This is a genomic window from Epibacterium ulvae (assembly GCF_018678075.1).
GTDB classification, from domain to species: Bacteria; Pseudomonadota; Alphaproteobacteria; order Rhodobacterales; family Rhodobacteraceae; genus Epibacterium; species Epibacterium ulvae_A.
The window spans coordinates 22,780-47,363 of the sequence record NZ_JAHHIR010000054.1 but is presented as its reverse complement, the minus strand read 5'-3'; the positions used below and the strand labels follow the sequence as shown (position 1 = coordinate 47,363).

Sequence of the window (24,584 nt, the reverse complement as noted above, 5' to 3'; positions counted from 1 at the left end):
GCGGCCTCACACTGCTCTCGACGAACGATCACCCGACGACGCATTCTTCACAACAGAACAGACGCAGAAGGCCGCATGAATCCAACCAGATTACATCTTAGCTGAGCCGCAAACCTGTCCTTAAAAGCAGGACCACTTCAGCAGCGTTCGCGGAAACACTATTGAAGACCTATGAGGAGCACGGCGTGATCAAGCGGTGACGTTTTCGACTGGGGGGCTGGGATTGCAAATCCTGATCACCCGGTCCCAAGATCAAAGGCGCTAGTTTTAGAGTGCTAAACTTGAAAGACTGCAAGGCCACAGAGTTTGGCCTCACCAGCTATTCGAATATGATTTGCAACGAAGGTCCGTCCCCATGGGCCGCTTTGGCCAGAAACGCTGCGATATTTGAGGTCTACGCGCTTCTGGCCAAAGCTATGTCGCACTTGGTTCTGCAAGCCAAATTTCACGCTAAAGTCCGTAGACATTCTGGACATGAGATAACAAAAGGCCATGGGAACAATTGCCACCCGGTCTTGGTCGTAAAATTCCTTCAACGTGAGGTCCAACCAGTCGCACAGCCGATCACCGGAGGCATCTGCAAAGGGGCGACCTTCCCCATGGACCCGCATTCCCGGCGTTTGTCCGGCAATCAAAATGCGTGCCGACGGGCGAAACCAGACAACGGGACGCGGTTGATGCCGGGTATGGGTCAGCGAAAACCGCTCTGCGCATTGGCGGCAGTCGCGGATGTTGTTCACCAATTCTGAAGCTACGTTCGCCATGATGTTTTTAGTAGCAGACCTTCGGCCAAAGGGCTGCATGTGACCGACGTTTTGAACGGGAGCATTCGCACAAACTGCCGTTCTGGACGTTCACAAAAGCGCGAAACCCGCGCAATTGGGCGCCAATCCTTGCGCAAAACCCCAGTTAGGGCTGCGCAAAGCCCCGAAAATAGGTTAACAAGACGTAGCTCCATTTGTGGAGAATTAGACATAATAAAAACAAAGTCGCCGCGTAATTGGTTAACTGTCTGTGGTTAAAATCTGACACGACAAAGTCTAAGTTCTTGTCAGCCAACCAAAACAGAGCCCCAGACGGGACGATTTGAGCAGTATCGGGCATTTAAAATGCTGGAGTTTGAAAACGTAAGTAAGTCCTTTTGGACCGGGAAGCAGCGCAAGGTTATCCTTGATCGCGTGTCTTTTCGCGTTGAACTCGGCAATTCCATCGGCATCCTTGCGCCTAACGGCACCGGCAAGACCACGTTGATCAATATGATGGCTGGGCTTGAGAAACCTGACGAAGGCGCGATCCGGCGCAGCTGCAAAGTCTCCTTTCCACTGGGGTTCATGGGCGGCGTCGTCAGTCGTCTGTCCGCGATGGAGAATGCGCGCTACATCGCCAAAATCTACGGGCTTGATCCCGATTATGTCGAAGCCTATTGCCGCTGGCTGTGTGGGCTTGGTGAGTATTTCGACCAGCCTGTGGGCACATATTCCTCGGGCATGCGGGCTAGGTTCAACTTCTCCTTGATGCTGGCCCTGGATTTCGACATTTACCTGATCGACGAAGGCATGCCGAGCACCACAGATGTGGAGTTTAACAAAAAAGCGGGCTCGATCCTGCAAGAGCGACTGGCCACCACCACCATCGTGATCGTGTCGCACCAAGCCAAGACGCTTGAAAAATTCGCGCGATCTGCCGCAGTGTTGCTGGACGGGCAATTGTATATGTTTGATACCTTGGAAGAAGCGAAGCAGCTCTATGACTATGAAACCCAAGGCTAAGAAATTCCGCATCCGGCGGTCCAGCGCATCCTCAGGTGAGGACGCGCCCAAACCACGTGCCGTTCCGGGGCCCCAGGCACCTGCCGAGGCGCGCCCTACCGCTCCGGCACAGCCTGTGCAAAAATCGGCCCCCAAAGCAACAAGCCACGACACGAAACCCGCGCTGTCCGGCATGGTCAGCAGCCGTCGTGAAACCAGCATGGAAACCGATGTCGACGCCATTCGCAAAGAGGGGCTGACAGGGCGCCAGCTGCGTATGGCGCGTCGCCTGGCCCAGAAACATGGGCTGTCGCCGACGTCCGATTTTGATGCGGTGCGCCTGCTGCGCACCAAAGGCATCGACCCGTTCCAACATGCCAATATGCTGGAACTTGTCGTTCCCAAAAACGAGGCCCAGCCCACCGGCATGCCTGTCGCTCCGGGCAAGGTGCAGCTGCCGCAGACCCTTCCTGCGGGCAAAACCTCCCTGCCCTCCACGGAACTCAGCCCGGCGGAACGCCGCGAGCGTGAGATCCAGGAGATCCAGCGCGACATTGGTCGCCGCCGTCGCCGCCGTCTTGGGCTTTTGCTGGGTCGGTTGAGCTTCTTTGTCTTCGCGCCCACGATCGTTGCGGGCTACTATTATTACTCGGTCGCGACACCGATGTATTCGTCCAAATCCGAGTTTCTGGTCCTGAAGGCCGACAGCGCGTCTGGTTCTGTGGGTGGCTTGTTCAGCGGCACCCAGTTTGCCACCAGCCAAGATTCCATCGCGGTGCAAAGCTACCTGGAATCCAAAGAGGCGATGCTGCGCCTCAACGAAGAGCTGGGGTTCACGACCCATTTTCAACAAGAGTGGATTGACCCGATCCAACGCTTGGATCCCGAAGCCAGCAATGAAAAAGCGTACAAGGTGTACGGGCGCAACGTGAAGATCGGCTATGATCCGACCGAAGGCGTTGTCCGAATGGAAGTGACCGCAGCAGATCCACAGATCGCCGCCGCCTTCTCGGAACAGTTGATTTCCTATGCCCAGGAACGTGTGAACAACTTGTCGCAACAAAAGCGCCGCGATCAGATGGGCGACGCCGAAGCCACGCTGACCGATGCCGAGGCCAAACGCCGCGAAGCGCAGCGGCAGCTCGTTTTGTTGCAGCAACAAGGGTCGGTTCTCGACCCCGAAGGCGTGATTGCCTCGCTTCGTTCGCAAATTTCCACGTTCGAGCTGCAACTGCAGGAAAAACAACTGGAATTGGCGGCGTTGAAAGACAACTTGCGTCCCAACCGCGCCAAAGTTGCAGGCGTTGAAGGCGATGTACAGCGTCTGCGGGACGTCATCACGGAACTGAATTCCAAGATGATCAATGCCTCCGAGGGTGAGAATTCGTTGGCGAACCTGCGGGTGCAGATCCAGATGGCCCAGGCCGATCTGGCAACGCGCGATTTGATCCTGCAGTCTGCGTTGCAACAGGTCGACACCACACGCATGGAAGCCAACCGACAAGTGCGATATCTGACCACCTCAGTGGCGCCCGTGGCAAGCGAAGAACCGTCCTATCCGCGCAAGTTTGAAAATACGGTTTTGGCCTTCTTGATCTTTTCGGGTATTTACTTGATGTGCTCGCTCACTGCATCAATCCTCCGAGAACAGGTCTCTTCGTAAGTTATGAAAAACATCGACATCGCCGGTATCACCCTTGGCAACGACCAACCGCTGACAGTCATTGCTGGCCCCTGCCAATTGGAAAGCTCCGATCACGCGCAGATGATTGCCGGAAAAATGAAAGAGGCCTGCGCCAAGGCAGGTGCGCAGTATGTGTTCAAAGCCTCCTATGACAAGGCGAACCGCACATCCCTTGCGGGCAAACGCGGTCTGGGCATCGAAAAAGGCCTGCAGGTGCTGGACAGCATCCGCAAAGAGTTCGGCGTTCCGGTCCTGACCGATGTCCATACCGAAGCGCAATGCGCCCTAGCTGCCGAAGCCGCAGACATCCTGCAGATCCCCGCATTCCTGTGCCGCCAGACCGACATGTTGTTGGCTGCGGGCAAAACGGGCGCTGTGATCAACGTGAAAAAAGGCCAGTTCCTAGCCCCGTGGGAGATGGGGAACATCACCACCAAGATCGAAAGCACCGGCAACGATAAGATCCTGCTGACCGAGCGCGGCTCCTCCTTTGGATACAATACGCTGGTGGCTGACATGCGTTCGCTGCCGATCATGGGTCAAACCGGATACCCGGTCGTGATGGATGCAACGCATGCCGTACAACAGCCTGGCGGCCGCGGCGGGTCATCTGGTGGCCAACGTGAGTTCGCACCGGTGATGGCACGTGCAGCTGTCGCGATTGGTGTGGCAGCAGTATTTATCGAAACCCACGAAGATCCTGATACGGCCCCCAGCGACGGCCCCAATATGATCTATTTGGATCAGATGCCTGAACTGGTCGAGACCCTGATGCAATTTGACAAGATCGCCAAAGCGCACCCGGTCAAGATCTAAAACGTCATCAGAATTTACATGTCAAAGAGCGCGTCCAATACGTTGGGCGCGTCCTTTGTTTGCTGTACCCTGTGCAGGTCAATTGCCGCCAAGTAGCTTGAGCAGCTGGTCTTTTGCTTCCTGTTCGATCCGGTTTTTCAGCACTTCATTCAGGTCCTGCTCTGGCTCGATCACAGTGTCCAATTCTTCGCTGATCTTCTCACGCAGCTTCTCTTGGACCTCTTCTTTGACTTGGGTCTCCACCTCTTCCAAACGTGGTTTCAACGCGCCCTCTAAGTCTGGGCGAATGCTTGGGTCAGCCCATGGACCGGTAACTTTGACAGGGATCGTGAAGGCGGATCCGCCGTCGCGTGACAGCGTGGGTTTGAACAGATAGTCCAACGCCTGCGCGCCGAGCATCACCTGCCCTTCGCCTGTGACAGTTGCGCCTTTGACCTCAGCAGACAGGTCGTCGTTTTGGACAATGCCATCGGCAATGGTGTAGCTGGCAGACAGGCCATCAAACACGGTGCTGCCACCATTGCCGCCCCCCGTGCGCATCAAGGCTTCGAGGTCAAAGCCGGTGTAGAACCCTTTGCCCACTTCGAACCAGCCCTTGCCAGACAGCGAGTTCATAATCGCGTCCATATTGTTGCCGACGCCTAGGAAATTGACCTCCCCCAGCACGGTGCCGTTCATATTGTCAAATCCCGCCAGCTGCCCCAACGCCTGTTCAAGGCGGATATTGTTGAAAGCAAGTGTGCCGCCCACCGACAGGCCATTGCGGTTATTGGCAACCAACTCGCCCTCCAGTGTGCCGCCAAATCCGGTGGCAGGCTGCAAGCCCAGCACAGCACGGGCGCGATCAATGGTCAACGTCAGAGCCGAGGCGCCCAACACCACTTCGCCTGTTTTCAGGTTGTTAAAAGACAGGCCCAGTTTGGCGTCCATCAGGCCAAGGGCGCTCGCATCAATCGGATCGGTAGACCAGCCTGACGAAGACGACGTACTCGCACTGTCCCCACTGTTTGAGGCGCTGGTTAGGGCCGAGAAATCCAACGCATCGGCAGTCAGTTGCGCCGTCAGTTTGGGGCGTTCACCCGATGTGTTGAAATCCAATGCACCGCGCAGTTGGTTGGCACCGGATCCGACCAACATGTCACGCAGGCTCAGATTGCCCTCTTGGGTGTAGGTCACATCCGCCGCCAGAACCGCATTTGGGCCCAGACCGGCGGGCAACTCCATGGATTGACCAACGGCAGCCAAAACCGCGCTCAGGTCCTCAGCCTCCGCGGTCAAACGCCCCTGAACGTCCCCCGCCAGATCTGCGTTGCCATCAAATCGGGCTGTTCCGCCTGGTGTTTCGATTCTCATTCCAACCGAGGAAACCGCGCCCGTCAGGAACTGCGCAAATGTGCCGATCTCCCCCTGCAGGCGCACTGGCGCCCCCGCTGGGCGCAGGGTCAGGTCGACGGCAGCGGTGCCTTGTGGGTCCGGCCATTGGGCGCGCAGGTCGATCTGTGTCATCTCCACCGATTCTGCACCATGGGCGGCATATCGCAAGCTTGCGCCCATAAACGTGAGGCTTTCGACGGTGAGGTCCAAGGGCTCGCTCGGCGTGCTGTCTGTGGCCCCGGACGTGCTGGCCGGAGCGTCATCAAACATCCAATTGCCGACGCCGTCTTCGCGGGTGGTGAGGTTCAGTTCCGGCAGGATGGCAGAGACTTCGGTCACCCGGATGTCGCCTCTGATCAGGTCAGCCGCAGCCAGGCCAATCGTGACCCGTTCGGCCCGCAACATCGGTTCAGGTCCGGCCCAGTCTGCGTTGGAGAGCGTCACCCCGTCCGCCTTCATCCCCAGAGTCGGCCAGAAGATAAACCGCACAGGGCCCGCAAAATTCAAGGTGCGCCCGGTCTGTCTTTCCAACTGGTCGGCGGCCAAGTTCGCGATCTTCTCCCCCGGCAGCAACAGCACCAGTCCCAGCAGCAAAGCTACGGCAAAGAAAACTGCTGAAATTACTCGAATGATCAATCGCATAGGGACCTCCTGCCACCTTTGGAGCCCAGACTAGAAAGAGCAGCACTGCAACGCAATAACATAGCGCGCGCTTGGGTCATTCCGGACAAAAAACGCCCCCCAAAACTGGGAGGCGTTCCAATGCTGTTGCCGGTTGAGGGACCTTGCAGCCCGCCCCGAAGACCGGTTTACCCTTGCAGGCTTTTGACTTCGATGTCGTCTTCTGCCTGTGCCTGGATCGCCAATGCTGCGGCATGGGCGCCTGCGGCGGTGGTGAAATACGGGATCTTGCCGTACAGCGCGACCGAGCGCATGTCTTTGCTGTCCTCAACCGCTTGCGCGCCTTCGGTGGTGTTCATCAGCAGCTGCACCTTGCCGTCTTTCATCAGGTCGACAACGTGGGGGCGACCTTCATAGACTTTGTTGACCAGCGCACAGGGCACGCCCTGCCCGTCCAGCCAGCTTTGGGTGCCGCGAGTTGCAACCAGATCGAACCCTTGGCCCACCAAGATTTGCGCCGCTTCGATCATGTCCGGAGTTTTATCCGCATCCTTGATCGAGATGAACGCGGTGCCCGACGATGGCAGAACCATGCCCGCACCCAGTTGCGCCTTGAGGAAGGCGCGCGCAAAGGAGCGATCCCAGCCCATGACTTCGCCGGTGGAGCGCATCTCTGGGCCCAGAATGGTGTCAACGCCGGGGAAGCGGGCGAAGGGCAGCACGGCTTCCTTGACCGAGAACCAGGGCATCGCCGGATCCGCGAGTGTCATCGGGTCAGCGATAGGGGTGTTGACGTCATACCCTGCGTCTTCGCTGTAAGGCGCACGCTCTGGGAAATTCGTCAGCGGCTCACCCGCCATAACACGCGCGGCGATCGACGCGATGGCGCTGTCGGTTGCTTTGGCCACAAACGGCACGGTGCGCGATGCACGTGGGTTGACCTCGATCAGGTAGATGTCGCCGTCTTTGATCGCGAACTGAATGTTCATCAGGCCGACAACTTTGAGCGCTTTGGCCAGAGCAAATGTCTGCTCTTTGACGCGGGCCAGAACCTCATCCGAAAGCGAATATGGCGGCAGGGAACACGCGCTGTCACCGGAGTGAACGCCGGCCTCTTCGATGTGCTGCATGATGCCAGCCACATGGACGTCAGTGCCGTCACAGATCGCGTCAACATCCAGTTCAACCGCGCCCGCCAGATAGCTGTCGAGCAGAACCGGGCTATCGCCCGAGACCACAACCGCCTCGGCGATGTAGCGTTTCAACTGGTCCATATCGCGCACGATTTCCATCGCGCGACCACCCAGAACATACGACGGGCGGATCACCAGCGGGAAGCCGATGTCTTCGGCGATTTCCAGCGCTTGGGTGTCGGTGGACGCGATACCATTGTGCGGCTGCTTCAGGCCAAGTTCGTTGACCAGCGCCTGGAAGCGTTCACGGTCTTCGGCCAGATCGATGGCGTCCGGGCTGGTGCCCAGGATCGGAATACCTTCGGCTTCCAATGCGTTGGCCAGTTTCAGCGGGGTCTGACCGCCAAACTGAACGATCACACCGTGCAAATTGCCGTTCTCCTGCTCAACCCGCAGGATTTCCATCACATGTTCAAAGGTCAGCGGTTCGAAATACAGACGGTCCGAGGTGTCATAGTCGGTCGACACGGTTTCGGGGTTGCAGTTGATCATGATGGTTTCGTAACCGGCGTCCGCCAGCGCGAAACAGGCGTGACAGCAGCAATAATCAAACTCGATCCCTTGGCCGATCCGGTTTGGACCACCGCCGAGAACCACAACTTTCTTACGCTCCGAGGGGCGCGCCTCACACTCGACCTCACCCATCATTGGGGCTTCATAGGTGGAGTACATATAGGGCGTCTGCGCCTCGAACTCAGCCGCACAGGTGTCGATCCGTTTGAACACGGCTTTGACGCCAAGGTTCAGACGGGCGCGGCGCACGTTGTCTTCGTCGCGACCGGTCAGACTGCCAAGACGGGCATCGGTGAAGCCCAGCATCTTGATCGCGCGCAGCTCGTCTTCGCGCACCGGCAAGCCGTTTTTGCGGATGTCGCGTTCGGCGTCAACGATTTCGCGGATCCGCGCCAGGAACCACGGGTCAAAGCTGGAGACACTTTGGATTTCGTCGTCCGACAATCCATGACGCATGGCCTGGGCAATGGTGCGCATCCGGTCGGGTGTCTGCTTGCTGATCGCCTTGATAACGGCGGCTTTGTCACCGGCTGTGGCATCTTCCCACAGGCCCACGGCGATACCGGGAATTTCGACCTCATCAAAACCGGTCAGACCAGATTCCATCGACGCCAGGGCTTTTTGCAAGCTCTCGTGGATTGTGCGGCCGATCGACATCGCCTCACCCACGGATTTCATCGCGGTGGTCAGGTAAGGTTCAGAACCTGGGAATTTCTCAAAGGCGAATTTCGGGATCTTGGTGACAACATAGTCGATGGACGGCTCAAACGAGGCAGGCGTCACCTTGGTAATGTCATTGTCCAGCTCATCCAGCGTGTAGCCAACGGCCAGTTTCGCCGCGATCTTGGCGATTGGGAAACCGGTCGCCTTGGACGCCAGCGCCGAGGAACGTGACACGCGCGGGTTCATCTCGATCACAACCATACGGCCGTCTTTTGGGTTCACCGCCCATTGAACGTTTGAACCGCCGGTCTCAACACCAATCTCACGCAGAACCGCAATCGAGGCGGAGCGCATCATTTGGTATTCTTTGTCCGACAGGGTCAGCGCGGGCGCCACGGTGATCGAGTCACCGGTGTGCACGCCCATTGGATCCACGTTTTCGATGGAACAGACGATGATGGCATTGTCCGCTTTGTCGCGGACCACTTCCATCTCGTATTCTTTCCAACCCAGCAGGCTTTCATCCACCAGGATCTGGTTCACAGGCGATGCATCCATGCCAGAACGGCAGAAGTGGATGTAGTCCTCACGGTTGAAAGCCACACCGCCGCCGGTGCCGCCCAGGGTAAAGGCCGGGCGGATAATCGCAGGCAAGCCAATGTCGTCCAGCGCTTCAAGGGCGATCTGCACCCCAGCTTCCAGATCGGCATTGCCGTTTTCCAGTTTCGGAGCCGTTACAATTGTGGCCCGTGGGTTTTCGAGGCCAAGACGGTCCATCGCTTCGCGGAACAATTTGCGATCTTCGGCCATTTCTATGGCGTCACGTTTCGCGCCGATCATCTCGACCCCAAACTTGTCCAACACGCCCATTTCTTCGAGAGCGAGGGATGTGTTCAGACCGGTCTGACCGCCCATGGTCGGCAAGAGCGCGTCAGGGCGTTCTTTTTCGATGATCTTGGCCACAACTTCCGGCGTGATCGGCTCAATATAGGTGGCGTCCGCCAGACCGGGGTCGGTCATGATCGTGGCCGGGTTCGAGTTCACCAGAACAACACGGTAGCCCTCTTCGCGCAGCGCCTTACAGGCCTGTGCCCCGGAATAGTCGAATTCGCAGGCCTGGCCAATCACAATGGGGCCCGCCCCGATGATCATGATAGACTGGATGTCCGTTCTCTTTGGCATAGGCTTAACCCTTCGATTTTCCGCGCGCGAATTTTATTTGTAACGAGTCGGGCACACCACCAAGCGCCCAAATTGTCCTGCGTTATAGGGAGCGACGCGAAAGGTGCAAGGGGGCGCGTGCTGTTTCTTGGATCGACAGGCGCTGACCGTTTTACGATCCGAGAATGCCGCATTCTTTGCCTTTTCCATTCTGCAAATTCATTATATCGCCATTCCCATGACGATGCATGGCAAAATGAAACTGCGTTTTGACGCCGGACCTTTGGGGCAGCCTAGCCTTTTTGAAGGGCCATCCGCCATGCTGGAAGCCTGGGAGCCTGAGGAGGTTCCAAAGGTCCTGACGGCCCTTGATGCCGCGCGCCGGGACGGTGCCTGGGTTGCGGGATATGCCACATATGAGCTGGGCTATGTGCTTGAACCGCGTCTGATGCAGCACTTGCCGACCAAGCGCGCGCTGCCATTGTTGCGCTTTGGCGTCTATGATGCTCCGCGCGCGCCGGATACGTTGCACGTGGGCGCGGCCGAGATTTCGCCGCCCCTGCCGCGCTGGGAATTGAGCCGTTATGCTAAGGCCTTTGCCGAGGTGAAACGCAACATTGGCCAGGGCGACATTTACCAAGCCAATCTGACCTTTCCAATCGACGCCAGTGTCACCGGCACATCCCAAGCCCTTTATGCGGCATTGGTCGCGCAACAGCCAGTTGGGCACGGCGTGTTGGTCGAGCAGCAAGATTTGCCGGATCTTCTGTCCCGCTCGCCCGAGCTGTTCTTTCGCACCACCGCTGATGGTTTGATCCAGACCCGCCCGATGAAAGGCACCCAACCTCGCAGCATTGATCCGGTCGAGGACAGCCGGCGCAAAGCCTTTCTAACCCGCGACGAAAAGAACCGCGCCGAGAACCTGATGATCGTCGATCTGCTGCGCAATGATATCTCGCGTGTGGCCGAAACAGGATCCGTCACCGTGCCAGAGCTGTTCCATGTGGAAACCTATGCCACTGTGCATCAGATGGTTTCTCTGGTGCAGGCGCAATTGCGCAAGGACATCGGCCTGGCCGAGATTTTCGCCGCCCTCTACCCCTGCGGATCCATCACTGGTGCTCCCAAAATCCGTGCCATGGAAATCCTGGCGGAGCTGGAACCGGACCCGCGCGAAATCTACTGCGGCACCATTGGCTGGGCGGCACCTGATGGGCGATCTGAGTTTAATGTGGCCATCCGCACCGTCATCACCGATGATGACACAGCGACATTCAATGTCGGCGGAGGGGTGGTTTGGGATAGCACAGCCGCCTCTGAATACGAGGAAGCGCTATGGAAAGCCCGGTTCACGGATCTGAGCTAATTGCCTCGGATCCGGACTTTCACCTGATCGAGACCTTTGAATACGCGCCGCAAACTGGTGTCGCCCGCCTGTCGATGCATCTGGATCGGCTGACAGTATCGGCGCGGTATTTTGGCATTTCCTTTGATCCGCGCGCTGCACGGGCAAAAGTCCGCGCTTTGACGCACACGACTCCATTGCGCTGCCGCATGACCCTGTCTGTCGACGGCGTGCTGTCGCTGGCAGCGGCGCCGATGCCAGCGCCTGTGTCCCATTGGTGGTTTGCGGTTGCCGAACAGCGTCTGGCGGCCGGTGATCCGTTTCTGGCGCACAAAACATCACGGCGCGCCATTTACAACGACGCCCGCAACGCATTGCCAGAAGGCGTAGATGAATGGGTGTTTTTGAACGAGCAGAACGAACTTTGCGAAGGCACCATCACCAATCTCGCCATCCAAACGCCGGATGGCGCCCGATTGACGCCGCCGCTGTGTTCGGGCTGTTTGCCGGGTGTCTACCGCCAAAGCTTGCTGCGGGACGGAAAACTGCGTGAAGCCGCGCTGACCCTGCAGGATTTGAGAGAGGCGAAACGGGTGTTTTTCACCAACGCCCTGCGCGGAGAGATCAGCGCCAGCTGGTCGCCAGATTGCAAGGTTTTGCAGGATCTGAAAAAGTGGGCGGGCTGATCCGTCTTCTGTGAGCTGCTGACTCAGCGGGCCAATCAGAATTTGAAGTCTTGTTACCTATTGGCCTTACATCCAAAGCTATAACGCCCATCTCATTGAGACTTTCGACTATTTGCAGCAAGGCAGCATCAAGACATGACCGTCAAAAACCGTCTGTGGCTGGAGTTCAGTCTTTTTTATCTGCTGTCACCGGCCTTGATTGCGATCTTTCTGCCGCCACGGCAGATGTTCCCGGCACTTTTTGCATTCACCGCCCTTGGTCTGGTGCTTTTGGCCGTGACACCGCGCTTTCACTGGGCGCGTTTGTTGGACGGCGCACGCAATTGGAACCTGCGCGAATTTCTCGGCTTCACCCTGATCTGTATTCTCGGCTTTAGCGCGCTGATCTACCTGCTGCGCCCTGAGGCTGCCTTTTTTCTGGTGGCGGACCGTCCACAGCTTTTGGGCATGATCTGGCTGTTTTACCCGTTTCTCTCAGCCCTGCCGCAGGAGCTGTTGTTTCGGGTGCTGTTCTTTCGCCGGTACCGGATCATTTTGCCAACTGGCATCGGCGCGGATGTGTTGAACGCTGCGGTCTTTTCCTTTGCCCATTTGATGTATTGGAGCTGGGTTGTGGCGCTGATCACCTTTGTCGGCAGTTTTGTCTTTTCCCATGCCTATCGCACGCGGGGGTCCTTCCTTTATGCGGTTTTGCTGCACGCGATCGCCGGCAACCTGCTTTTCACTGTTGGAATGGGTGTCTATTTCTACTCTGGCAATGTGGTGCGCCCTTTTTAGGAAGAATGGGCGCCGCCTGCTCTGCACTCCCTTGACTTTGCCGCCCATCCACGCTTTCTCACCGCGACCACAGATGCCGTCCAAAGGGATGATGACCATGCACGCATATCGCAGCCATACCTGCGCCGACCTGAACAAATCCCACGTGGGAGAGACCGTCCGCCTGGCGGGCTGGGTCCACCGGATCCGAGATCACGGCGGGGTGCTGTTTATCGATTTGCGCGATCACTACGGCATAACCCAAGTGCTGTGCGACCCGGACAGCCCGGTGTTCAAAGACGTCGAAAAAGTCCGCTCGGAATGGTGTATCCGCATCGACGGCAACGTAAAAGCGCGCGACGAGAGCCTGGTGAACACCAAGATCCCAACCGGCGAAGTCGAAGTCTTTGTCCGCGATCTGGAGATCCTGGGTCAATCCGAAGAGCTGCCGCTGATGGTTTTCGGCGATCAGGAATATCCGGAAGAAACCCGCCTGCGCTATCGCTATCTCGACCTGCGTCGTGAGAAGATGCAGCAGAACATGGTTCTGCGCGCCAACATGGTGCAGTCGATCCGCAAACGCATGTGGGACAAAGGGTTCAACGAATACCAGACCCCGATCATCACCGCGTCTTCGCCCGAAGGGGCACGTGACTTCCTGGTGCCGTCGCGTCTGCATCCGGGCAAATTTTACGCCCTGCCCCAAGCGCCGCAGCAGTTCAAACAGCTGATGATGGTCTCGGGTTTTGACAAATACTTCCAGATCGCGCCTTGTTTCCGCGATGAAGACCCGCGCGCTGACCGCTCGCCCACCGATTTCTACCAGCTCGACATGGAGATGTCCTTTGTCACCCAACAGGATGTGTTCGACACCATCCAGCCGGTGATCCAAGGCGTGTTTGAAGAGTTCGGCAAAGGCCGCAAGGTCGACAGCGAGTGGCCGCAGATCTCTTATAAGGACGCGGCGAGATGGTATGGCTCGGACAAGCCCGACCTGCGCAACCCGATCAAAATGCAGGATTGTTCCGAACATTTCCGCGGATCCGGATTTGCGATTTTTGCCAAACTGTTGGAGCAAGACGGAACCGAAGTACGCGCCATCCCAGCCCCAACTGGTGGTTCGCGGAAATTCTGCGACCGGATGAACAAATTCGCGCAACAAGAAGGCCTGCCCGGCATGGGCTATATCTTCTGGCGCAAACAGACCGCAGACTCCATTGCCCAAGAACGCGGGATCTCGGTCAAAGAAGTCAATGCGCTGGTTAAATCCGGTGAAATTATACTGGGCAACGAAGCGGCCGGTCCGCTGGCGAAAAACATCGGCCCCGAACGTACCGAGGCGATCCGTCAGCAATTGGGTCTCAGCGTCGGCGACGCGGCCTTCTTCCTGGGCGGCAAGCCCAAAACCTTTGAAAGCGTTGCAGGTCGTGCCCGTAACGTGATCGGCGAAGAGCTGAAACTGACCGACAAGGACCGCTTTGCCTTTGCCTGGATCGTGGATTTCCCGATCTATGAGCAGGATGAAGAAAGCGGCAAGATCGACTTTGAACACAACCCATTCTCCATGCCGCAAGGCGGTATGGACGCGCTCGACGGTGATCCGTTAGACGTGCGCGGCAACCAGTATGACCTGGCCTGTAACGGTTACGAGCTGGTGTCAGGCGCGATCCGTAACCACCGCCCCGAGATCATGTTCAAAGCCTTCGAGATCGCTGGTTACGGCAAGGAAGAGGTCGAGAAACGCTTTGGCGGGATGGTCAACGCCTTCCAATACGGTGCCCCCCCCCACGGTGGTTGCGCGGCCGGTATCGACCGTATGGTGATGCTGCTGGCGGATGAGGCTAACATTCGCGAAGTTATCATGTTCCCGATGAACCAGCGCGCCGAAGATCTGATGATGTCCGCACCATCCGAGCCGCTCGCCGAGCAGCTGATGGAGCTGAACCTGCGCGTGATCCCGCAGGACTAAATCAGCTGGTCAGACAGTTTTTTGTGGCGGGCTGCCAATTGTGGTGGCCCGTTTGCGTTCAAGGTGACGGTCTGTCCGCACTGGCGCTATGCCCTAGCTAGTTTTTGAACCTTTGCGCCGGAATCGGCGCGCCTCTTTTGCATGGGCAAAGGATTGCAGGGACAAGCTGATGCCCAATGTGGCAAATACAACGACGACGGCTTCCATCATGATCAAATCGCGACTCGTTTTTCCAAGCGGTCTTGTACCAGACCTGCCATTGCGGCCGTAGCTGTACCCAGGGGCTGGCCCTCGGAACGTGCGGTGGCAAGGGTGATCGCAGCATCTGCCAGCGTCTGATCCCCAATGCTGCGTGCGACACCGCCCACGAACTGAGCCACGTAATCCAAGCTCTTGGCGTCGTCGCCCTCGCTCAGGATATCGGCGGCATGAGCCAGATCATCCTGGAACGCCAGCATATCCGGTTCCACCGCTTCGTCAGACAGCGGCGTTGGTCGTCGCAATTGCCAGTCTGGCGGTAGATGGCGCAGGATTGCCGCTTGGAACTGACCCAGGGTCGCGATCGGCTTTTGCAAATACCCATCGGCCCCGGAATCCAGCGCCTCAGTTTCGCGACCCAGATCACCGGAAGTCCCCAGAATGACGCCCACGCGTGGGTTTACCTCGGCGCATTCTGCGATCAATTCGGTCCCGCTGCCATCGGGCAGGCCCAAATCGGCAATCACTACCGAGGGGCGATAGGCCTGCAGATGACGACGTGCTGATTTCAAACAGTCCGCGCGTCGGATCCGGGCCCCGCTTCGCAGGCACAAAAGGCGCATAGCCTCACATGCAAAACGGCTGTCTTCTACAACCAATACGGTCAACCCAAGCAACGGTCGACGGGATGTCGGCATACGTTGGGCGGCGGCAAAGAGTTCCGAATCTTCCATGGCTTTACATGCTCCAGGTCGAATGTGTTCCGAATCGAGGCTAGGAAAACGAGGCTAATTAGAAGTTAACTGCAGTCGTATTTCGCGCTGACTTACGTCGATTGTTACAAGCGCCGATGTGCCGCACTTGCGTTGCTGCGGTGCGGCACGCATAAACATGCCACTTAAAACTCAGCAAACCCATGCACTGCGACAGGAGGAGGAAGCAATGATTGGACGGTTGAACCACGTGGCAATTGCCGTACCGGATCTGGAGGCGGCGGCGGATCAATACCGCAATGCCCTTGGTGCCAAAGTTGGCGCACCTCAGGATGAACCCGACCACGGCGTCACTGTGATCTTTATCGAATTGCCGAACACCAAGATCGAGCTGCTTTATCCGATGGGAGAAGACTCCCCCATCAATGGCTTCCTTGCAAAAAACCCGACCGGTGGCATCCACCATGTCTGCTATGAGGTGGATGACATTCTGGCGGCGCGCGATCACTTGAAAGAACAAGGCGCACGCGTTCTGGGATCGGGCGAGCCAAAAATCGGTGCCCATGGCAAACCGGTTCTTTTCCTGCATCCCAAAGATTTCAACGGTTGTCTGGTTGAACTCGAAGAAGTGTGAGACGATAAAGCCCTGCGCCTGATCTGGGCGCGGGACATATAACGCGGGTCTCATACCCGGCGTCGAGATATCTGATGGGAGAAAAAAGTGGCGATTACGTCTGGGCTCGTTCTCTATGCGGTGATTTGGTTCATGACCTTCCTGATCATCATTCCAATCCGGATTGAGACTCAAGGGGACCGCGGCGAAATCGTTCCCGGAACCCATGCAGGTGCGCCGGAACAACACCACCTCAAGGCCAAGGCGCTGATCACCACGGGTGTTGCCGCCGTTTTATGGGCGGTTATAGCAGCCATCATCTTGTCCGGGGTGATTTCGGTGAATGATTTTGATTGGTTCGACCGGATCCCAGATCCCGTTTAAGGGCTCAGCCGTTAGGATCGTGCCGCCTCATCCAAACCGCTTGGGGATTGGGGTGGCGGCCCTAGCTGGAGAAGGGCCGCCGTGCGAGTGTGAGGGCGCTGGGAATGAGCGCAAGAGCGCCCCCGCATATTCAAGCTACGTCTGGTTTTCGCAAATCGCCCAGTAAAACCATGTTTTGCGCCTGTTTCGGGATCCTGCAGTGCCGCATTTCCGGGCAAACAGCGGGCTAACGCAAATTCCCTGCACTTTTTTGCCAATCACGCGAGGCATGCGAGTATCACCTGAAAAGGCAACCCGACTACGCCGCAACCACCCGCGTGTTCAACCGGTGGAACACATGGGTAAAGGTCGCAGCGCCTAGGATCGGAACAATCAGGTTCACCAAGGGGACCGACAGCGGGATGGCCATTAGCGCACCTGCCAGCCAGATCGTTGCCGCATGTTTGGATCGCAAAGCCCGCGCCGCGGTGATGCCGATCCGACGGCTGGCGACCAGTGTGAAATACTCACGCCCCAGCAAAAACCCGTTCAAAGCCCAGAAAATCAAGGGCGCTGCAGGGGCAAACATCACATAAAGGATCAAGGCCAATAGGTTGGCAACGATCAACACGCCGAGGAAATTCAACGTGTCTTTTAATGCCGTCAGGAAAGGAATGCTCTCGGCAGCGGGAAGATACGGATAGTGTTTGTCCTCAACCGCCTGGGCCACGTCCTCCAAAAACATCGACGTGATGGCGGATGCGACGGGCACCATCAGGACCGTCGACAGCAAGATCATCAGGATGATCGACCCCCAGGACAAAAGATCATCCACCCAAGCCACCTGCCCGATCAACGGCAACGTCGTCTCACCACCAACCAGCGTGTTGATCGCCACAAACACCAAAGCATATGCGCCAAACAGCAAGGCGATTGTCAGGCCAATCCCCTTGAACAGAACATGGCGAAACCGTGGGTCACCGAGCTGGGCCAGAGCCTTGAAAAAAGAATCCAAAATCATGAGGTACTGCGGCCTTCCTGCCAGTCGTGGTGTTTACTCGGATACCCAAGTGGTAATGTCGTCAAGGTTGGGACGCGGGCGTTCCGGCGGACGCGGGCCTTCGGTCGCGATATGGACGATGCCAGCAACGCGCTCGTTGTCTTGCAAATCAAACGCCGCCTTGCAGAAGTCATGATCGTGGCTTGCCCAACCCGACAGCCAATTGGCACCCCACCCCGCCGCCAGCGCCGCATTCAAGAGCGACAGACAGGCACCTCCGGCGGCATAGCACTGCTCAACCGCCGGAATCTTGGGGGATGGGGTCTGTACTTCGACCACAACCACAGCCAGATGCCCCAGATCAAACTGGCTGCGCCCTTTGGCAATGTCTTCGTCTGATTTGCCCAAACGCTGCCCCGCCGCGACCGTCAGCTCTGCCATCCGCGCCATGGCGCCTTTTTCCACGACGATAAACCGCCAGGGCACCAGCATTCCATGATCTGGCGTGCGTGCCGCGGCCGTCAGGATCGGGGCCAGTTCGGCGCGGCTCGGTGCCGGAGCAACCAGTGTCTTGGCGGGACGCGAGCGCCGTGTCAGAAGGAAGTCGAGGGCTGCGTCGTTTCGGGTGCTCATATGTGAAACCTCTTTACATGGGCGTAGCCTATGTCTGTTGTCACAGGCTCAAGTTCAAGGTGCAATCCCGTCCTAGCTGAGGTTTCGCTAAGATTTCTATGGGATGGCCGGTGATGTTCGACTTGCACGCATGATCTGTCCCCGTCAAGGATCCGGACAACACAAACGACCCCGGATTTTGGATGACATGGGCAAACCACGCAAGAAAGACCTACCGGATCTGACGCATCTGGCCGCTCCTGCATTGAAGGTCTCAGTCACCACGGTGCCGGAAAATGGCAAGGCCAATGACGCCGTGCGGGACATGCTGGCGACCGCAATTGGCATAGCGCCGTCGCAATGGGAACTTGTGCGCGGCGCAACAGCCCGTGACAAGCTGTTTCACGTGACGAGAGCTTGACGGCCCTGATCTGCCGTCTCACCTAGTCGTCTTCGTCCTCGTCGTCTTCCACCAAACGATAGATCCCTTCGGGCAGATCAAGAGCCGCCGCAAGATCACGCACCTGTTCATGGCTCAACGTCAAGCGCATCAGCTGATCGGTTCGGGGATCCATCTGTTCTACCGTGACACATTCAGAGAAAGCGTTGACGACGATGTCCTCTTGCAATGGGGTTTTCCCCTCATCAACCAGAGTGATCACCGTGGAGTCGAATTCATGTTCGATTGTAAACATGGGTTCAGACTGGCATGGGATTGCGATGCTGGCAAGGCACAGCAATGTGACGGCTGCCCCCATCCGGTTAAAGGCTGCGCAGAGATTGATCCTTGCGGTCCAAACGGGTTATGATCGGGGTTAGAATTCCGGAAGGGAAAAGGATCAAAAATGCGCCGGCTCTTGATGTTAATGGCTGTGTTGTCGATTGCAGCCTGTGATGTGGTCATTGAACAGCCTCAGGTCACCACAGCGCAGCAAGCGCGCAGTTCCAAGGGTGTTGACCGCGCGGCTTTTGCGTCGGTGCAGTCCGTTGTGGAACCCGTGGCAGAGCGTGAGTGCCGCAACCGTACGTCCGGGCTGAACTGCGATTTCCATGTTAGCATCGATCCCGATCGCAACGCGCCGCCCAACGCCTTTCAGACCCTCGACAAGAATGGCCGCCCGCGCATAGTCTTTACCCAAGCCATGCTGCGGCAATTGGCAAACCGGGACGAGCTGGCCTTTGTCATGTCGCATGAAGCCGCCCATCACATCCGCAATCACCTGGCACGCCAACGTCAAAACGCCATATCGGGCGCGATTATTCTGGGAGGCCTCGCCACCCTTGCCGGCGGCACCTCGTTAGATGTCGCCAATGCGCAAGACCTTGGCGCGACAGTGGGCGCACGTGGCTATTCCAAAGAGTTCGAACTGGAGGCGGATGAGTTGGGCACCATTATCACTCACCGCGCGGGCTATCGTCCAAGCGAGGGGGTCAGGTTCTTCTACCGCCTGCCAGATCCCGGAGATCGGTTTCTGGGCAGCCACCCGTCAAACCCGGATCGTGTCAAAGTGGTTCAGGCCACTATTCGTAAATACGGTCTGAATTGATGGCCGTTTCAGACACGGGCCAACTGCCGGAACTGCGCCAACTCGGCGTTTTGCTGACCGATCGAGGTTCCAAATACGCGGTGAGCGGCGCGTCGGTGCAATCGCGCGCCGATGTGGACACAGTGCTGCGTGATTTGAAATCTGACCGCAGCTACGCCAAAGCCACCCACAACACTTGGGCGGCAATATTGCCGACGGGCGGGCTGAAAGCCGACGATGGCGAAAGCGGCGCCGCGATGGTGATCCTACGTATGATGGAACGCGAAGAGCTGACGGATCACGTGATCATAGTCACCCGGTGGTACGGCGGCAAAAAGCTCGGCGGGGATCGGTTTCGCCGGGTTCAAGACGCCACGCGCGCCTACCTGGATGCGCTGAAGGGCTAAGCCTCAACGGGGTTTCGTCGGTTTATCGAAGCTTCTGCCATTCGTGGCACGGGCAAATACGCCTCACCCACACGGGTTAAGCATCTGCAAAACAACATGATTAACCTCATACGGAAATCTGTATCTCGGATAATCTGTTTTGATTGATACATGTCAAGAAACCACGATGCGTCCTTTGCTAAGAAAGATCTGACCCCAAGCAAAAGGAGTGTTGTGATGACCGACTTGGCCAAGATCAAAAAGCACGTGCAGCTGTTCGACCGGATGGGCAAAGCTGTGGGACTTGACCTGGAAGAAGAAGCTACTTCCGGCCACCTCCAATTTGAAGAGATCGCCGAAGCCGTTATGCGGTGCAGTCGCTGCAGCGCACCGCAGGCCTGCCAAGGCTGGCTCGACCAAAACGAGGCACGCGGCCAGTTAGAGGAAACTGCAGGGTCAGCGCTCAAGGTGGATCGCACGCCTAAATACTGCCGCAACGCTGATCTATTCTCCTACTTGCATCAGGCCCGCTGACATGAGCTCGCAGAAACGCGAAGCTGACAGGGAAACCAGCCGCCGCTACCCCCTTGGGCAGGTGCATCGTCACATGTGGCTGACCAAAGAAGTCGCCGCCTCCGTTGGGGTAGATCTGAGCGCCGCGATGCATTCCGGGCAGTTGGATCCACGCAACTATTCAAATCTGGTCACCCAATGCCGCAGTTCCGGCTGTGACAATACTTGCGCGCTGCATGTCTCTGCCTTGCCAAGTGGGCGACAGGACGAGGTGCAGGATTTTTGCCCAAACAAAGCACTGCTTGATCGGCTCGCAAAGATACTGAACGACGGGTAAAGGACCTGATCTGTGAGGCCTTAGAGCCGCCCCCACAGATCATATTCGCCAGCCTCATCGACATCGACGGTGACCAGATCGCCCACATTCAACGCCTTGGTGCCTTCGTCGATAAACAGGTTGCCATCGATTTCCGGCGCGTCTGCCTTGGTCCGGCAGGTGGCAATGCCGTCTTCGTCGATGTCATCGACAATCACTTGCATGCGCTGGCCGACTTTGGCCTCCAGCTTGGCCTCGGAAATCACCTGTGCGGTCTGCATGAACCGCTCCCAGCGCTCTTGCTTGACCTCTTCCGGCACGTGATCCGGCAGATTGTTCGACCGAGCCCCGGCGACGTTTTCGTATTTGAAACAGCCAACACGGTCGAGCTGCGCTTCTTCCATCCAGTCCAGAAGATGCTGGAATTCTGCTTCGGTCTCACCCGGGTAGCCCACGATAAAAGTCGAGCGCAGGGTGATGTCCGGACAGGTCTCGCGCCAGGCGCGGATTTCATCCAGTGTTTTGGCGGCAGCAGCGGGGCGGGCCATGCGTTTCAACACATCCGGGTGGGCATGTTGGAACGGAATATCCAAGTAGGGCAGCACGGCATTGTCGGGATCCGCCATCAGCGGGATCAGCTCGCGCACATGCGGATAGGGGTAGACATAGTGCAGACGCACCCACAGCTCATCCGCCGGTGCCAGACGCCCCAGCTCGCGGGTCAGGTCCTGAATGTGGCTGCGGATCTCACCATCTTTCCACGGGTGGGTGTCGTATTTGCGATCCAACCCATAGGCCGAGGTGTCCTGGCTGATCACCAACAGTTCACGCACCCCTGCCCCAACCAGCTTTTCAGCTTCGCGCAGAACCGCATGGGCCGGACGTGACGCCAGTTTGCCGCGCATATCCGGGATGATGCAGAATTTGCACTTGTGGTTGCAGCCCTCGGAAATCTTCAGATAGCTGAAATGGCGCGGGGTCAGTTTGACGCCAGAGGCGGGAAGCAAATCAACAAACGGATCCGGGCTTGGCGGCACTGCCGTGTGTACAGCGTCCAGCACTTGTTCATATTGATGGGGGCCGGTCACTGCCAGAATACGCGGGTGGTGTTCGCGGATGTAATCCGGCTCTGCACCCAGACAGCCCGTCACAATCACCTTGCCGTTTTCCTTGAGCGCTTCCCCAATCGCATCGAGGCTTTCGGCCTTGGCGCTGTCCAGGAAACCGCAGGTGTTGACGATCACCGCATCGGCACCGGAATAGTCCGGTGAGATACCGTAACCTTCGGCGCGCAGACGGGTCAGGATCCGCTCACTGTCGACTAAGGCTTTGGGACAGCCAAGCGACACCATCCCCAATGTCGGCTGCCCTTCGCGAGGTGCATCAGACAGCGTGGGTTTGGGGGCAAGGTCGGGGCGAAGCTCTGGCGGATTGCTGGTCATGGGCGCGCGTATAATACGCTGCGGCCCACATTGGAATGCATCATTTTGCATGAGGGCGGCCAGCGCCCCGTCGACGATGCGCGAAAGCTAGCTGTCCATCGCCTCACGCCAGTGCTTTCGACACAGCGATACATAGCTTTCTTGCCCGCCGATTTGTACCTGGTCGCCGTCGGTCAGAATGTGCCCATCCGCGCCCTTGCGCACCACCATCGTGGCTTTCTTTCCGCAGTGACAAATGGTGCGCACCTCGCGCATTTCATCCGCCAGCGCCAGCAGCGCCGAAGAACCTGGAAACAACTCACCACGAAAATCGACACGCAGGCCGTAACACAGAACCGGGACTTTCAGATCATCCACGACACGCGCCAATTGCCAGACCTGTTCCTTGCTGAGAAATTGCGCTTCATCAATAAAAACGGCCGCAAGTTGGTGTTCGGCCAAGACGCTGGCGATCCGCTCAAACAGGTCGTCGGTGGGAGAAAACGAATCGGCCTCAGCGGCGATACCGATTCGCGAGGCAATTTTTCCAGCCCCTGCCCGATCATCAAAATCCGCCGTCAGCAGATAAGTGTGCATATTATTTTCGCGATAATTGTGGGATGCCTGCAGCAACATCGCCGACTTGCCCGCGTTCATGGTGGAATAATTGAAGTAGAGTTTGGCCATAAAAGCCGTTTACCGAGCCTATGCGGATTCGGGAAGAGCCTGCACTGGCCGCGCAGCCCTCGGGCTCCAGCTGTGCATCGCTTTCGGTCAAAACGAAGACGCCCCGTGCCAAAAGACCCGGACAACTACAGGGCAAAAAACTGCCAAACCTTTGAAAAATGGCGCATTCCGACCAACTTCAATACTCGTTCAGACGGTCGGTTGCCGCTGATTCTGCAAAACCAGTACTACAACCTACGACGGCACATGATTAACCCGTGCGGCCGGAATGCACTCAAATGGCAGACCAATTGCCCTGAAAAGGTCGTCGCCCACTCACTGATCCGACGACCTATACGTAAGCAAGGATGCGATTTCGCCACGCCTCTCTACTCACAACCCCACTAAACCCAGTAGGGATGGTCAGAATTTCGCATTTCCTTTACACATCTGAAATGGGAAATTATTCCGCGAGTTCCCCAAGAAATGGGACAAGGGCGAGTGGTGAAGGACGAGAATGGCAGACATTGGTACATATCTGAAGAAGCACACTGAAGCACTGGTGAAGGATGTTGGCATCGAAGCAGCCTGCGAAATCACCGGGAAATCCAAGGCGACTCTGGGGCGATACTACTCCGAGAACTCGGAGCATTCAGACCGCTTCATGCCAGTGGACGCAGTTGCACGCCTAGAAGGCTCGGCTTCTTTCCCGCATGTCACATCTGCCCTGGCGGATCTGCGCAACATTACCTTGTCTTATGGAACTAACGCGGACTGCACATCGCGCCCTGGTGGGGTGAACGCAGACGTCATTGCGCTCAGCCAGCGTTTTGCAACTTTGATGAGCGAATATCAGTCTGCGATGGAAGACGGCATTATTACCGTGAATGAGGCAAAACGTCTCTTGAAAGAAACGGTGCTTTTGCAGCAAGTGTTGCTCGACATGAAGCTTCACTTGGAAGAAGACAGTGCCTGACATAAACGACTTAGGATCTGGGACACCAGATCTGAGCGACCTTTCGGCAGTAAACGCAGACGCGTTTCAGCCTATAGATGCCTCAGCCCTTGCTGCAAGTGACGATCCGGGGCATCCGCCACGGATTTTGTTGCTCTATGGCTCACTGCGAGATGTGAGCTATTCGCGAAAAGTGGTTGAAGAATGTGCCCGCATTCTGACGGCGCTTGGCTGTGAGGCAAAGATTTTCAATCCATCCGGGCTTCCCTTCCCCGATGACGAAGGGGCGGCGGACGATCCCAAAGTGGCCGAACTCCGCGATCTCGCAATCTGGAGCGAAGGTATGGTCTGGTCCTCACCCGAACGCCACGGGGCCATGACCGGGATCATGAAAACCCAGATCGACTGGCTGCCTTTGTCGGTCCAAGGGGGGATCCGTCCAACCCAGGGCAAGACCCTTGCGGTGATGCAGGTGTCTGGTGGGTCGCAAAGCTTTAACGCTGTCAACCAGATGCGCATCCTGGGCCGCTGGATGCGGATGGTGACGATCCCGAACCAAAGCTCGATCGCAAGAGCCTGGCTTGAATTCAAAGAAGGCGACCGCCTGCCCGAAGGTCCATTTTATCGCCGCGTGTTCGATGTGATGGAAGAGTTGGTGAAATTCACCTACCTGGTGCGCGGACGCAAAGACCACCTTGTCGACCGCTACTCAGAACGTGTTGAGACGGTCACAGATACCCATACACGCGTCTCCAAACTCTGAAATCAAATGA

General features: G+C 57.4%; 24 protein-coding genes and 1 pseudogene. 16 read left to right on the top strand and 9 right to left on the bottom strand.

Features of this window, described 5'->3' with window-relative positions:
- Window positions 1–479 precede the first annotated feature (479 nt).
- Window positions 480–764, bottom strand: a pseudogene (locus tag KMP13_RS20565) (uracil-DNA glycosylase family protein); the annotation flags it as partial.
- 345 nt (window positions 765–1,109) lie between these two features.
- Here KMP13_RS20565 and KMP13_RS13875 point away from each other — a divergent pair.
- From KMP13_RS13875 to kdsA, 3 genes are read left to right on the top strand one after another with little or no spacing between them, the layout of a single operon-like run.
- Window positions 1,110–1,769 (top strand): ABC transporter ATP-binding protein, encoded by a 660-nt coding sequence (locus tag KMP13_RS13875; protein ID WP_215266475.1) that lies wholly within the window; start codon window positions 1,110–1,112, stop codon window positions 1,767–1,769.
- The gene (locus KMP13_RS13870; protein ID WP_215266474.1) at window positions 1,747–3,411 is read left to right on the top strand and encodes a capsule biosynthesis protein; all 1,665 of its coding nucleotides are present in this window, start codon (window positions 1,747–1,749) and stop codon (window positions 3,409–3,411) included. Before KMP13_RS13875 ends, KMP13_RS13870 begins: the two co-directional genes overlap by 23 nt.
- 3 nt (window positions 3,412–3,414) lie before the next feature.
- A complete protein-coding gene (gene kdsA, locus KMP13_RS13865; RefSeq protein ID WP_215266473.1) occupies window positions 3,415–4,248 on the top strand; it encodes a 3-deoxy-8-phosphooctulonate synthase in 834 nt (277 codons plus the stop codon).
- A gap of 78 nt (window positions 4,249–4,326) precedes the next feature.
- Here the strand turns inward: kdsA and KMP13_RS13860 are convergent, their stop codons facing one another.
- Together KMP13_RS13860 and carB are read right to left on the bottom strand one after the other, a co-directional pair.
- Window positions 4,327–6,264, bottom strand: a complete 1,938-nt coding sequence (locus KMP13_RS13860) for an AsmA family protein (protein WP_215266472.1) — start codon at window positions 6,262–6,264, stop codon at window positions 4,327–4,329.
- 167 nt (window positions 6,265–6,431) lie between these two features.
- Window positions 6,432–9,794, bottom strand: coding sequence for a carbamoyl-phosphate synthase large subunit (gene carB / locus KMP13_RS13855; RefSeq protein ID WP_215266471.1), 3,363 nt, complete (start codon window positions 9,792–9,794; stop codon window positions 6,432–6,434).
- 235 nt (window positions 9,795–10,029) lie between these two features.
- Between carB and KMP13_RS13850 the strand changes: the two genes are divergently transcribed.
- From KMP13_RS13850 to aspS, 4 genes are all read left to right on the top strand, one after another.
- The gene (locus tag KMP13_RS13850) at window positions 10,030–11,139 is read left to right on the top strand and encodes an aminodeoxychorismate synthase component I (RefSeq protein ID WP_215266481.1); all 1,110 of its coding nucleotides are present in this window, start codon (window positions 10,030–10,032) and stop codon (window positions 11,137–11,139) included.
- On the top strand, window positions 11,109–11,804 hold the full coding sequence (locus tag KMP13_RS13845) for an aminotransferase class IV family protein (RefSeq protein WP_215266468.1): 696 nt from the start codon (window positions 11,109–11,111) through the stop codon (window positions 11,802–11,804). The genes KMP13_RS13850 and KMP13_RS13845 overlap by 31 nt, the downstream gene beginning before the upstream one ends.
- Window positions 11,805–11,939: 135 nt before the next feature.
- On the top strand, window positions 11,940–12,581 hold the full coding sequence (locus tag KMP13_RS13840) for a CPBP family intramembrane glutamic endopeptidase (protein ID WP_215266467.1): 642 nt from the start codon (window positions 11,940–11,942) through the stop codon (window positions 12,579–12,581).
- A 97-nt stretch (window positions 12,582–12,678) separates the two neighbouring features.
- Window positions 12,679–14,529 carry an aspartate--tRNA ligase gene (aspS, locus tag KMP13_RS13835; protein ID WP_215266466.1) on the top strand — a complete coding sequence of 617 codons (1,851 nt, stop codon included), beginning with the start codon at window positions 12,679–12,681 and terminating at the stop codon, window positions 14,527–14,529.
- A gap of 212 nt (window positions 14,530–14,741) precedes the next feature.
- On the opposite strand, the gene KMP13_RS13830 is transcribed toward aspS, so the two are convergent.
- Complete coding sequence (locus KMP13_RS13830; RefSeq protein ID WP_215266465.1) at window positions 14,742–15,461, bottom strand: response regulator; 720 nt, start codon at window positions 15,459–15,461, stop codon at window positions 14,742–14,744.
- 208 nt (window positions 15,462–15,669) lie between these two features.
- Here KMP13_RS13830 and mce point away from each other — a divergent pair, with 208 nt between their 5' ends.
- Window positions 15,670–16,074 carry a methylmalonyl-CoA epimerase gene (gene mce / locus KMP13_RS13825; RefSeq protein WP_215266464.1) on the top strand — a complete coding sequence of 135 codons (405 nt, stop codon included), beginning with the start codon at window positions 15,670–15,672 and terminating at the stop codon, window positions 16,072–16,074.
- An 87-nt stretch (window positions 16,075–16,161) separates the two neighbouring features.
- The gene (locus KMP13_RS13820; RefSeq protein WP_215266463.1) at window positions 16,162–16,437 is read left to right on the top strand and encodes a DUF1467 family protein; all 276 of its coding nucleotides are present in this window, start codon (window positions 16,162–16,164) and stop codon (window positions 16,435–16,437) included.
- Window positions 16,438–16,735: 298 nt separating this feature from the next.
- Here KMP13_RS13820 and KMP13_RS13815 read toward each other — a convergent pair whose 3' ends face one another.
- Together KMP13_RS13815 and KMP13_RS13810 are read right to left on the bottom strand one after the other, a co-directional pair.
- A complete protein-coding gene (locus tag KMP13_RS13815) occupies window positions 16,736–17,437 on the bottom strand; it encodes an EI24 domain-containing protein (RefSeq protein WP_215266461.1) in 702 nt (233 codons plus the stop codon).
- A 33-nt stretch (window positions 17,438–17,470) separates the two neighbouring features.
- A complete protein-coding gene (locus tag KMP13_RS13810) occupies window positions 17,471–18,049 on the bottom strand; it encodes a nitroreductase family protein (RefSeq protein WP_215266460.1) in 579 nt (192 codons plus the stop codon).
- A gap of 187 nt (window positions 18,050–18,236) precedes the next feature.
- Here KMP13_RS13810 and KMP13_RS13805 point away from each other — a divergent pair, with 187 nt between their 5' ends.
- Window positions 18,237–18,449, top strand: coding sequence for a DUF167 domain-containing protein (locus tag KMP13_RS13805; RefSeq protein WP_215266458.1), 213 nt, complete (start codon window positions 18,237–18,239; stop codon window positions 18,447–18,449).
- A gap of 22 nt (window positions 18,450–18,471) precedes the next feature.
- On the opposite strand, the gene KMP13_RS13800 is transcribed toward KMP13_RS13805, so the two are convergent.
- The gene (locus KMP13_RS13800) at window positions 18,472–18,723 is read right to left on the bottom strand and encodes a hypothetical protein (protein WP_215266457.1); all 252 of its coding nucleotides are present in this window, start codon (window positions 18,721–18,723) and stop codon (window positions 18,472–18,474) included.
- 150 nt (window positions 18,724–18,873) lie between these two features.
- Here KMP13_RS13800 and KMP13_RS13795 point away from each other — a divergent pair, with 150 nt between their 5' ends.
- From KMP13_RS13795 to KMP13_RS13780, 4 genes are all read left to right on the top strand, one after another.
- Window positions 18,874–19,575, top strand: a complete 702-nt coding sequence (locus tag KMP13_RS13795) for a M48 family metalloprotease (protein WP_215266455.1) — start codon at window positions 18,874–18,876, stop codon at window positions 19,573–19,575.
- Entirely contained in the window at window positions 19,575–19,961 is a 387-nt protein-coding gene (locus KMP13_RS13790) for a YigZ family protein (protein WP_215266454.1), read from the top strand. The genes KMP13_RS13795 and KMP13_RS13790 overlap by 1 nt, the downstream gene beginning before the upstream one ends.
- A gap of 216 nt (window positions 19,962–20,177) precedes the next feature.
- Window positions 20,178–20,474, top strand: a complete 297-nt coding sequence (locus tag KMP13_RS13785) for a DUF6455 family protein (protein WP_215266452.1) — start codon at window positions 20,178–20,180, stop codon at window positions 20,472–20,474.
- A 1-nt stretch (window position 20,475) separates the two neighbouring features.
- Window positions 20,476–20,790 (top strand): DUF6455 family protein, encoded by a 315-nt coding sequence (locus KMP13_RS13780; protein WP_215266450.1) that lies wholly within the window; start codon window positions 20,476–20,478, stop codon window positions 20,788–20,790.
- A 20-nt stretch (window positions 20,791–20,810) separates the two neighbouring features.
- Here the strand turns inward: KMP13_RS13780 and rimO are convergent, their stop codons facing one another.
- Together rimO and KMP13_RS13770 are read right to left on the bottom strand one after the other, a co-directional pair.
- Entirely contained in the window at window positions 20,811–22,211 is a 1,401-nt protein-coding gene (rimO, locus tag KMP13_RS13775) for a 30S ribosomal protein S12 methylthiotransferase RimO (RefSeq protein ID WP_215266449.1), read from the bottom strand.
- Window positions 22,212–22,298: 87 nt separating this feature from the next.
- The gene (locus KMP13_RS13770) at window positions 22,299–22,877 is read right to left on the bottom strand and encodes a thymidine kinase (RefSeq protein ID WP_215266448.1); all 579 of its coding nucleotides are present in this window, start codon (window positions 22,875–22,877) and stop codon (window positions 22,299–22,301) included.
- 496 nt (window positions 22,878–23,373) lie between these two features.
- Between KMP13_RS13770 and KMP13_RS13765 the strand changes: the two genes are divergently transcribed.
- Window positions 23,374–23,832 (top strand): hypothetical protein, encoded by a 459-nt coding sequence (locus tag KMP13_RS13765; RefSeq protein ID WP_215266446.1) that lies wholly within the window; start codon window positions 23,374–23,376, stop codon window positions 23,830–23,832.
- On the top strand, window positions 23,825–24,574 hold the full coding sequence (arsH, locus tag KMP13_RS13760) for an arsenical resistance protein ArsH (RefSeq protein ID WP_435370362.1): 750 nt from the start codon (window positions 23,825–23,827) through the stop codon (window positions 24,572–24,574). The genes KMP13_RS13765 and arsH overlap by 8 nt, the downstream gene beginning before the upstream one ends.
- Window positions 24,575–24,584: the final 10 nt, after the last annotated feature.

Excerpts from the sequence above, each read along its gene's own strand:
- KMP13_RS13875 (WP_215266475.1), top strand. The coding sequence starts at position 1,110 with ATGCTGGAGTTTGAAAACGTAAGTAAGTCCTTTTGGACCGGGAAGCAG.
- KMP13_RS13870 (WP_215266474.1), top strand. The coding sequence starts at position 1,747 with ATGACTATGAAACCCAAGGCTAAGAAATTCCGCATCCGGCGGTCCAGC.
- kdsA (WP_215266473.1), top strand. The coding sequence starts at position 3,415 with ATGAAAAACATCGACATCGCCGGTATCACCCTTGGCAACGACCAACCG.
- KMP13_RS13860 (WP_215266472.1), bottom strand. The coding sequence starts at position 6,264 with ATGCGATTGATCATTCGAGTAATTTCAGCAGTTTTCTTTGCCGTAGCT.
- carB (WP_215266471.1), bottom strand. The coding sequence starts at position 9,794 with ATGCCAAAGAGAACGGACATCCAGTCTATCATGATCATCGGGGCGGGC.
- KMP13_RS13850 (WP_215266481.1), top strand. The coding sequence starts at position 10,030 with ATGAAACTGCGTTTTGACGCCGGACCTTTGGGGCAGCCTAGCCTTTTT.
- KMP13_RS13845 (WP_215266468.1), top strand. The coding sequence starts at position 11,109 with ATGGAAAGCCCGGTTCACGGATCTGAGCTAATTGCCTCGGATCCGGAC.
- KMP13_RS13840 (WP_215266467.1), top strand. The coding sequence starts at position 11,940 with ATGACCGTCAAAAACCGTCTGTGGCTGGAGTTCAGTCTTTTTTATCTG.
- aspS (WP_215266466.1), top strand. The coding sequence starts at position 12,679 with ATGCACGCATATCGCAGCCATACCTGCGCCGACCTGAACAAATCCCAC.
- KMP13_RS13830 (WP_215266465.1), bottom strand. The coding sequence starts at position 15,461 with ATGGAAGATTCGGAACTCTTTGCCGCCGCCCAACGTATGCCGACATCC.
- mce (WP_215266464.1), top strand. The coding sequence starts at position 15,670 with ATGATTGGACGGTTGAACCACGTGGCAATTGCCGTACCGGATCTGGAG.
- KMP13_RS13815 (WP_215266461.1), bottom strand. The coding sequence starts at position 17,437 with ATGATTTTGGATTCTTTTTTCAAGGCTCTGGCCCAGCTCGGTGACCCA.
- KMP13_RS13810 (WP_215266460.1), bottom strand. The coding sequence starts at position 18,049 with ATGAGCACCCGAAACGACGCAGCCCTCGACTTCCTTCTGACACGGCGC.
- KMP13_RS13805 (WP_215266458.1), top strand. The coding sequence starts at position 18,237 with ATGGGCAAACCACGCAAGAAAGACCTACCGGATCTGACGCATCTGGCC.
- KMP13_RS13800 (WP_215266457.1), bottom strand. The coding sequence starts at position 18,723 with ATGTTTACAATCGAACATGAATTCGACTCCACGGTGATCACTCTGGTT.
- KMP13_RS13795 (WP_215266455.1), top strand. The coding sequence starts at position 18,874 with ATGCGCCGGCTCTTGATGTTAATGGCTGTGTTGTCGATTGCAGCCTGT.
- KMP13_RS13790 (WP_215266454.1), top strand. The coding sequence starts at position 19,575 with ATGGCCGTTTCAGACACGGGCCAACTGCCGGAACTGCGCCAACTCGGC.
- KMP13_RS13785 (WP_215266452.1), top strand. The coding sequence starts at position 20,178 with ATGACCGACTTGGCCAAGATCAAAAAGCACGTGCAGCTGTTCGACCGG.
- KMP13_RS13780 (WP_215266450.1), top strand. The coding sequence starts at position 20,476 with ATGAGCTCGCAGAAACGCGAAGCTGACAGGGAAACCAGCCGCCGCTAC.
- rimO (WP_215266449.1), bottom strand. The coding sequence starts at position 22,211 with ATGACCAGCAATCCGCCAGAGCTTCGCCCCGACCTTGCCCCCAAACCC.
- KMP13_RS13770 (WP_215266448.1), bottom strand. The coding sequence starts at position 22,877 with ATGGCCAAACTCTACTTCAATTATTCCACCATGAACGCGGGCAAGTCG.
- KMP13_RS13765 (WP_215266446.1), top strand. The coding sequence starts at position 23,374 with ATGGCAGACATTGGTACATATCTGAAGAAGCACACTGAAGCACTGGTG.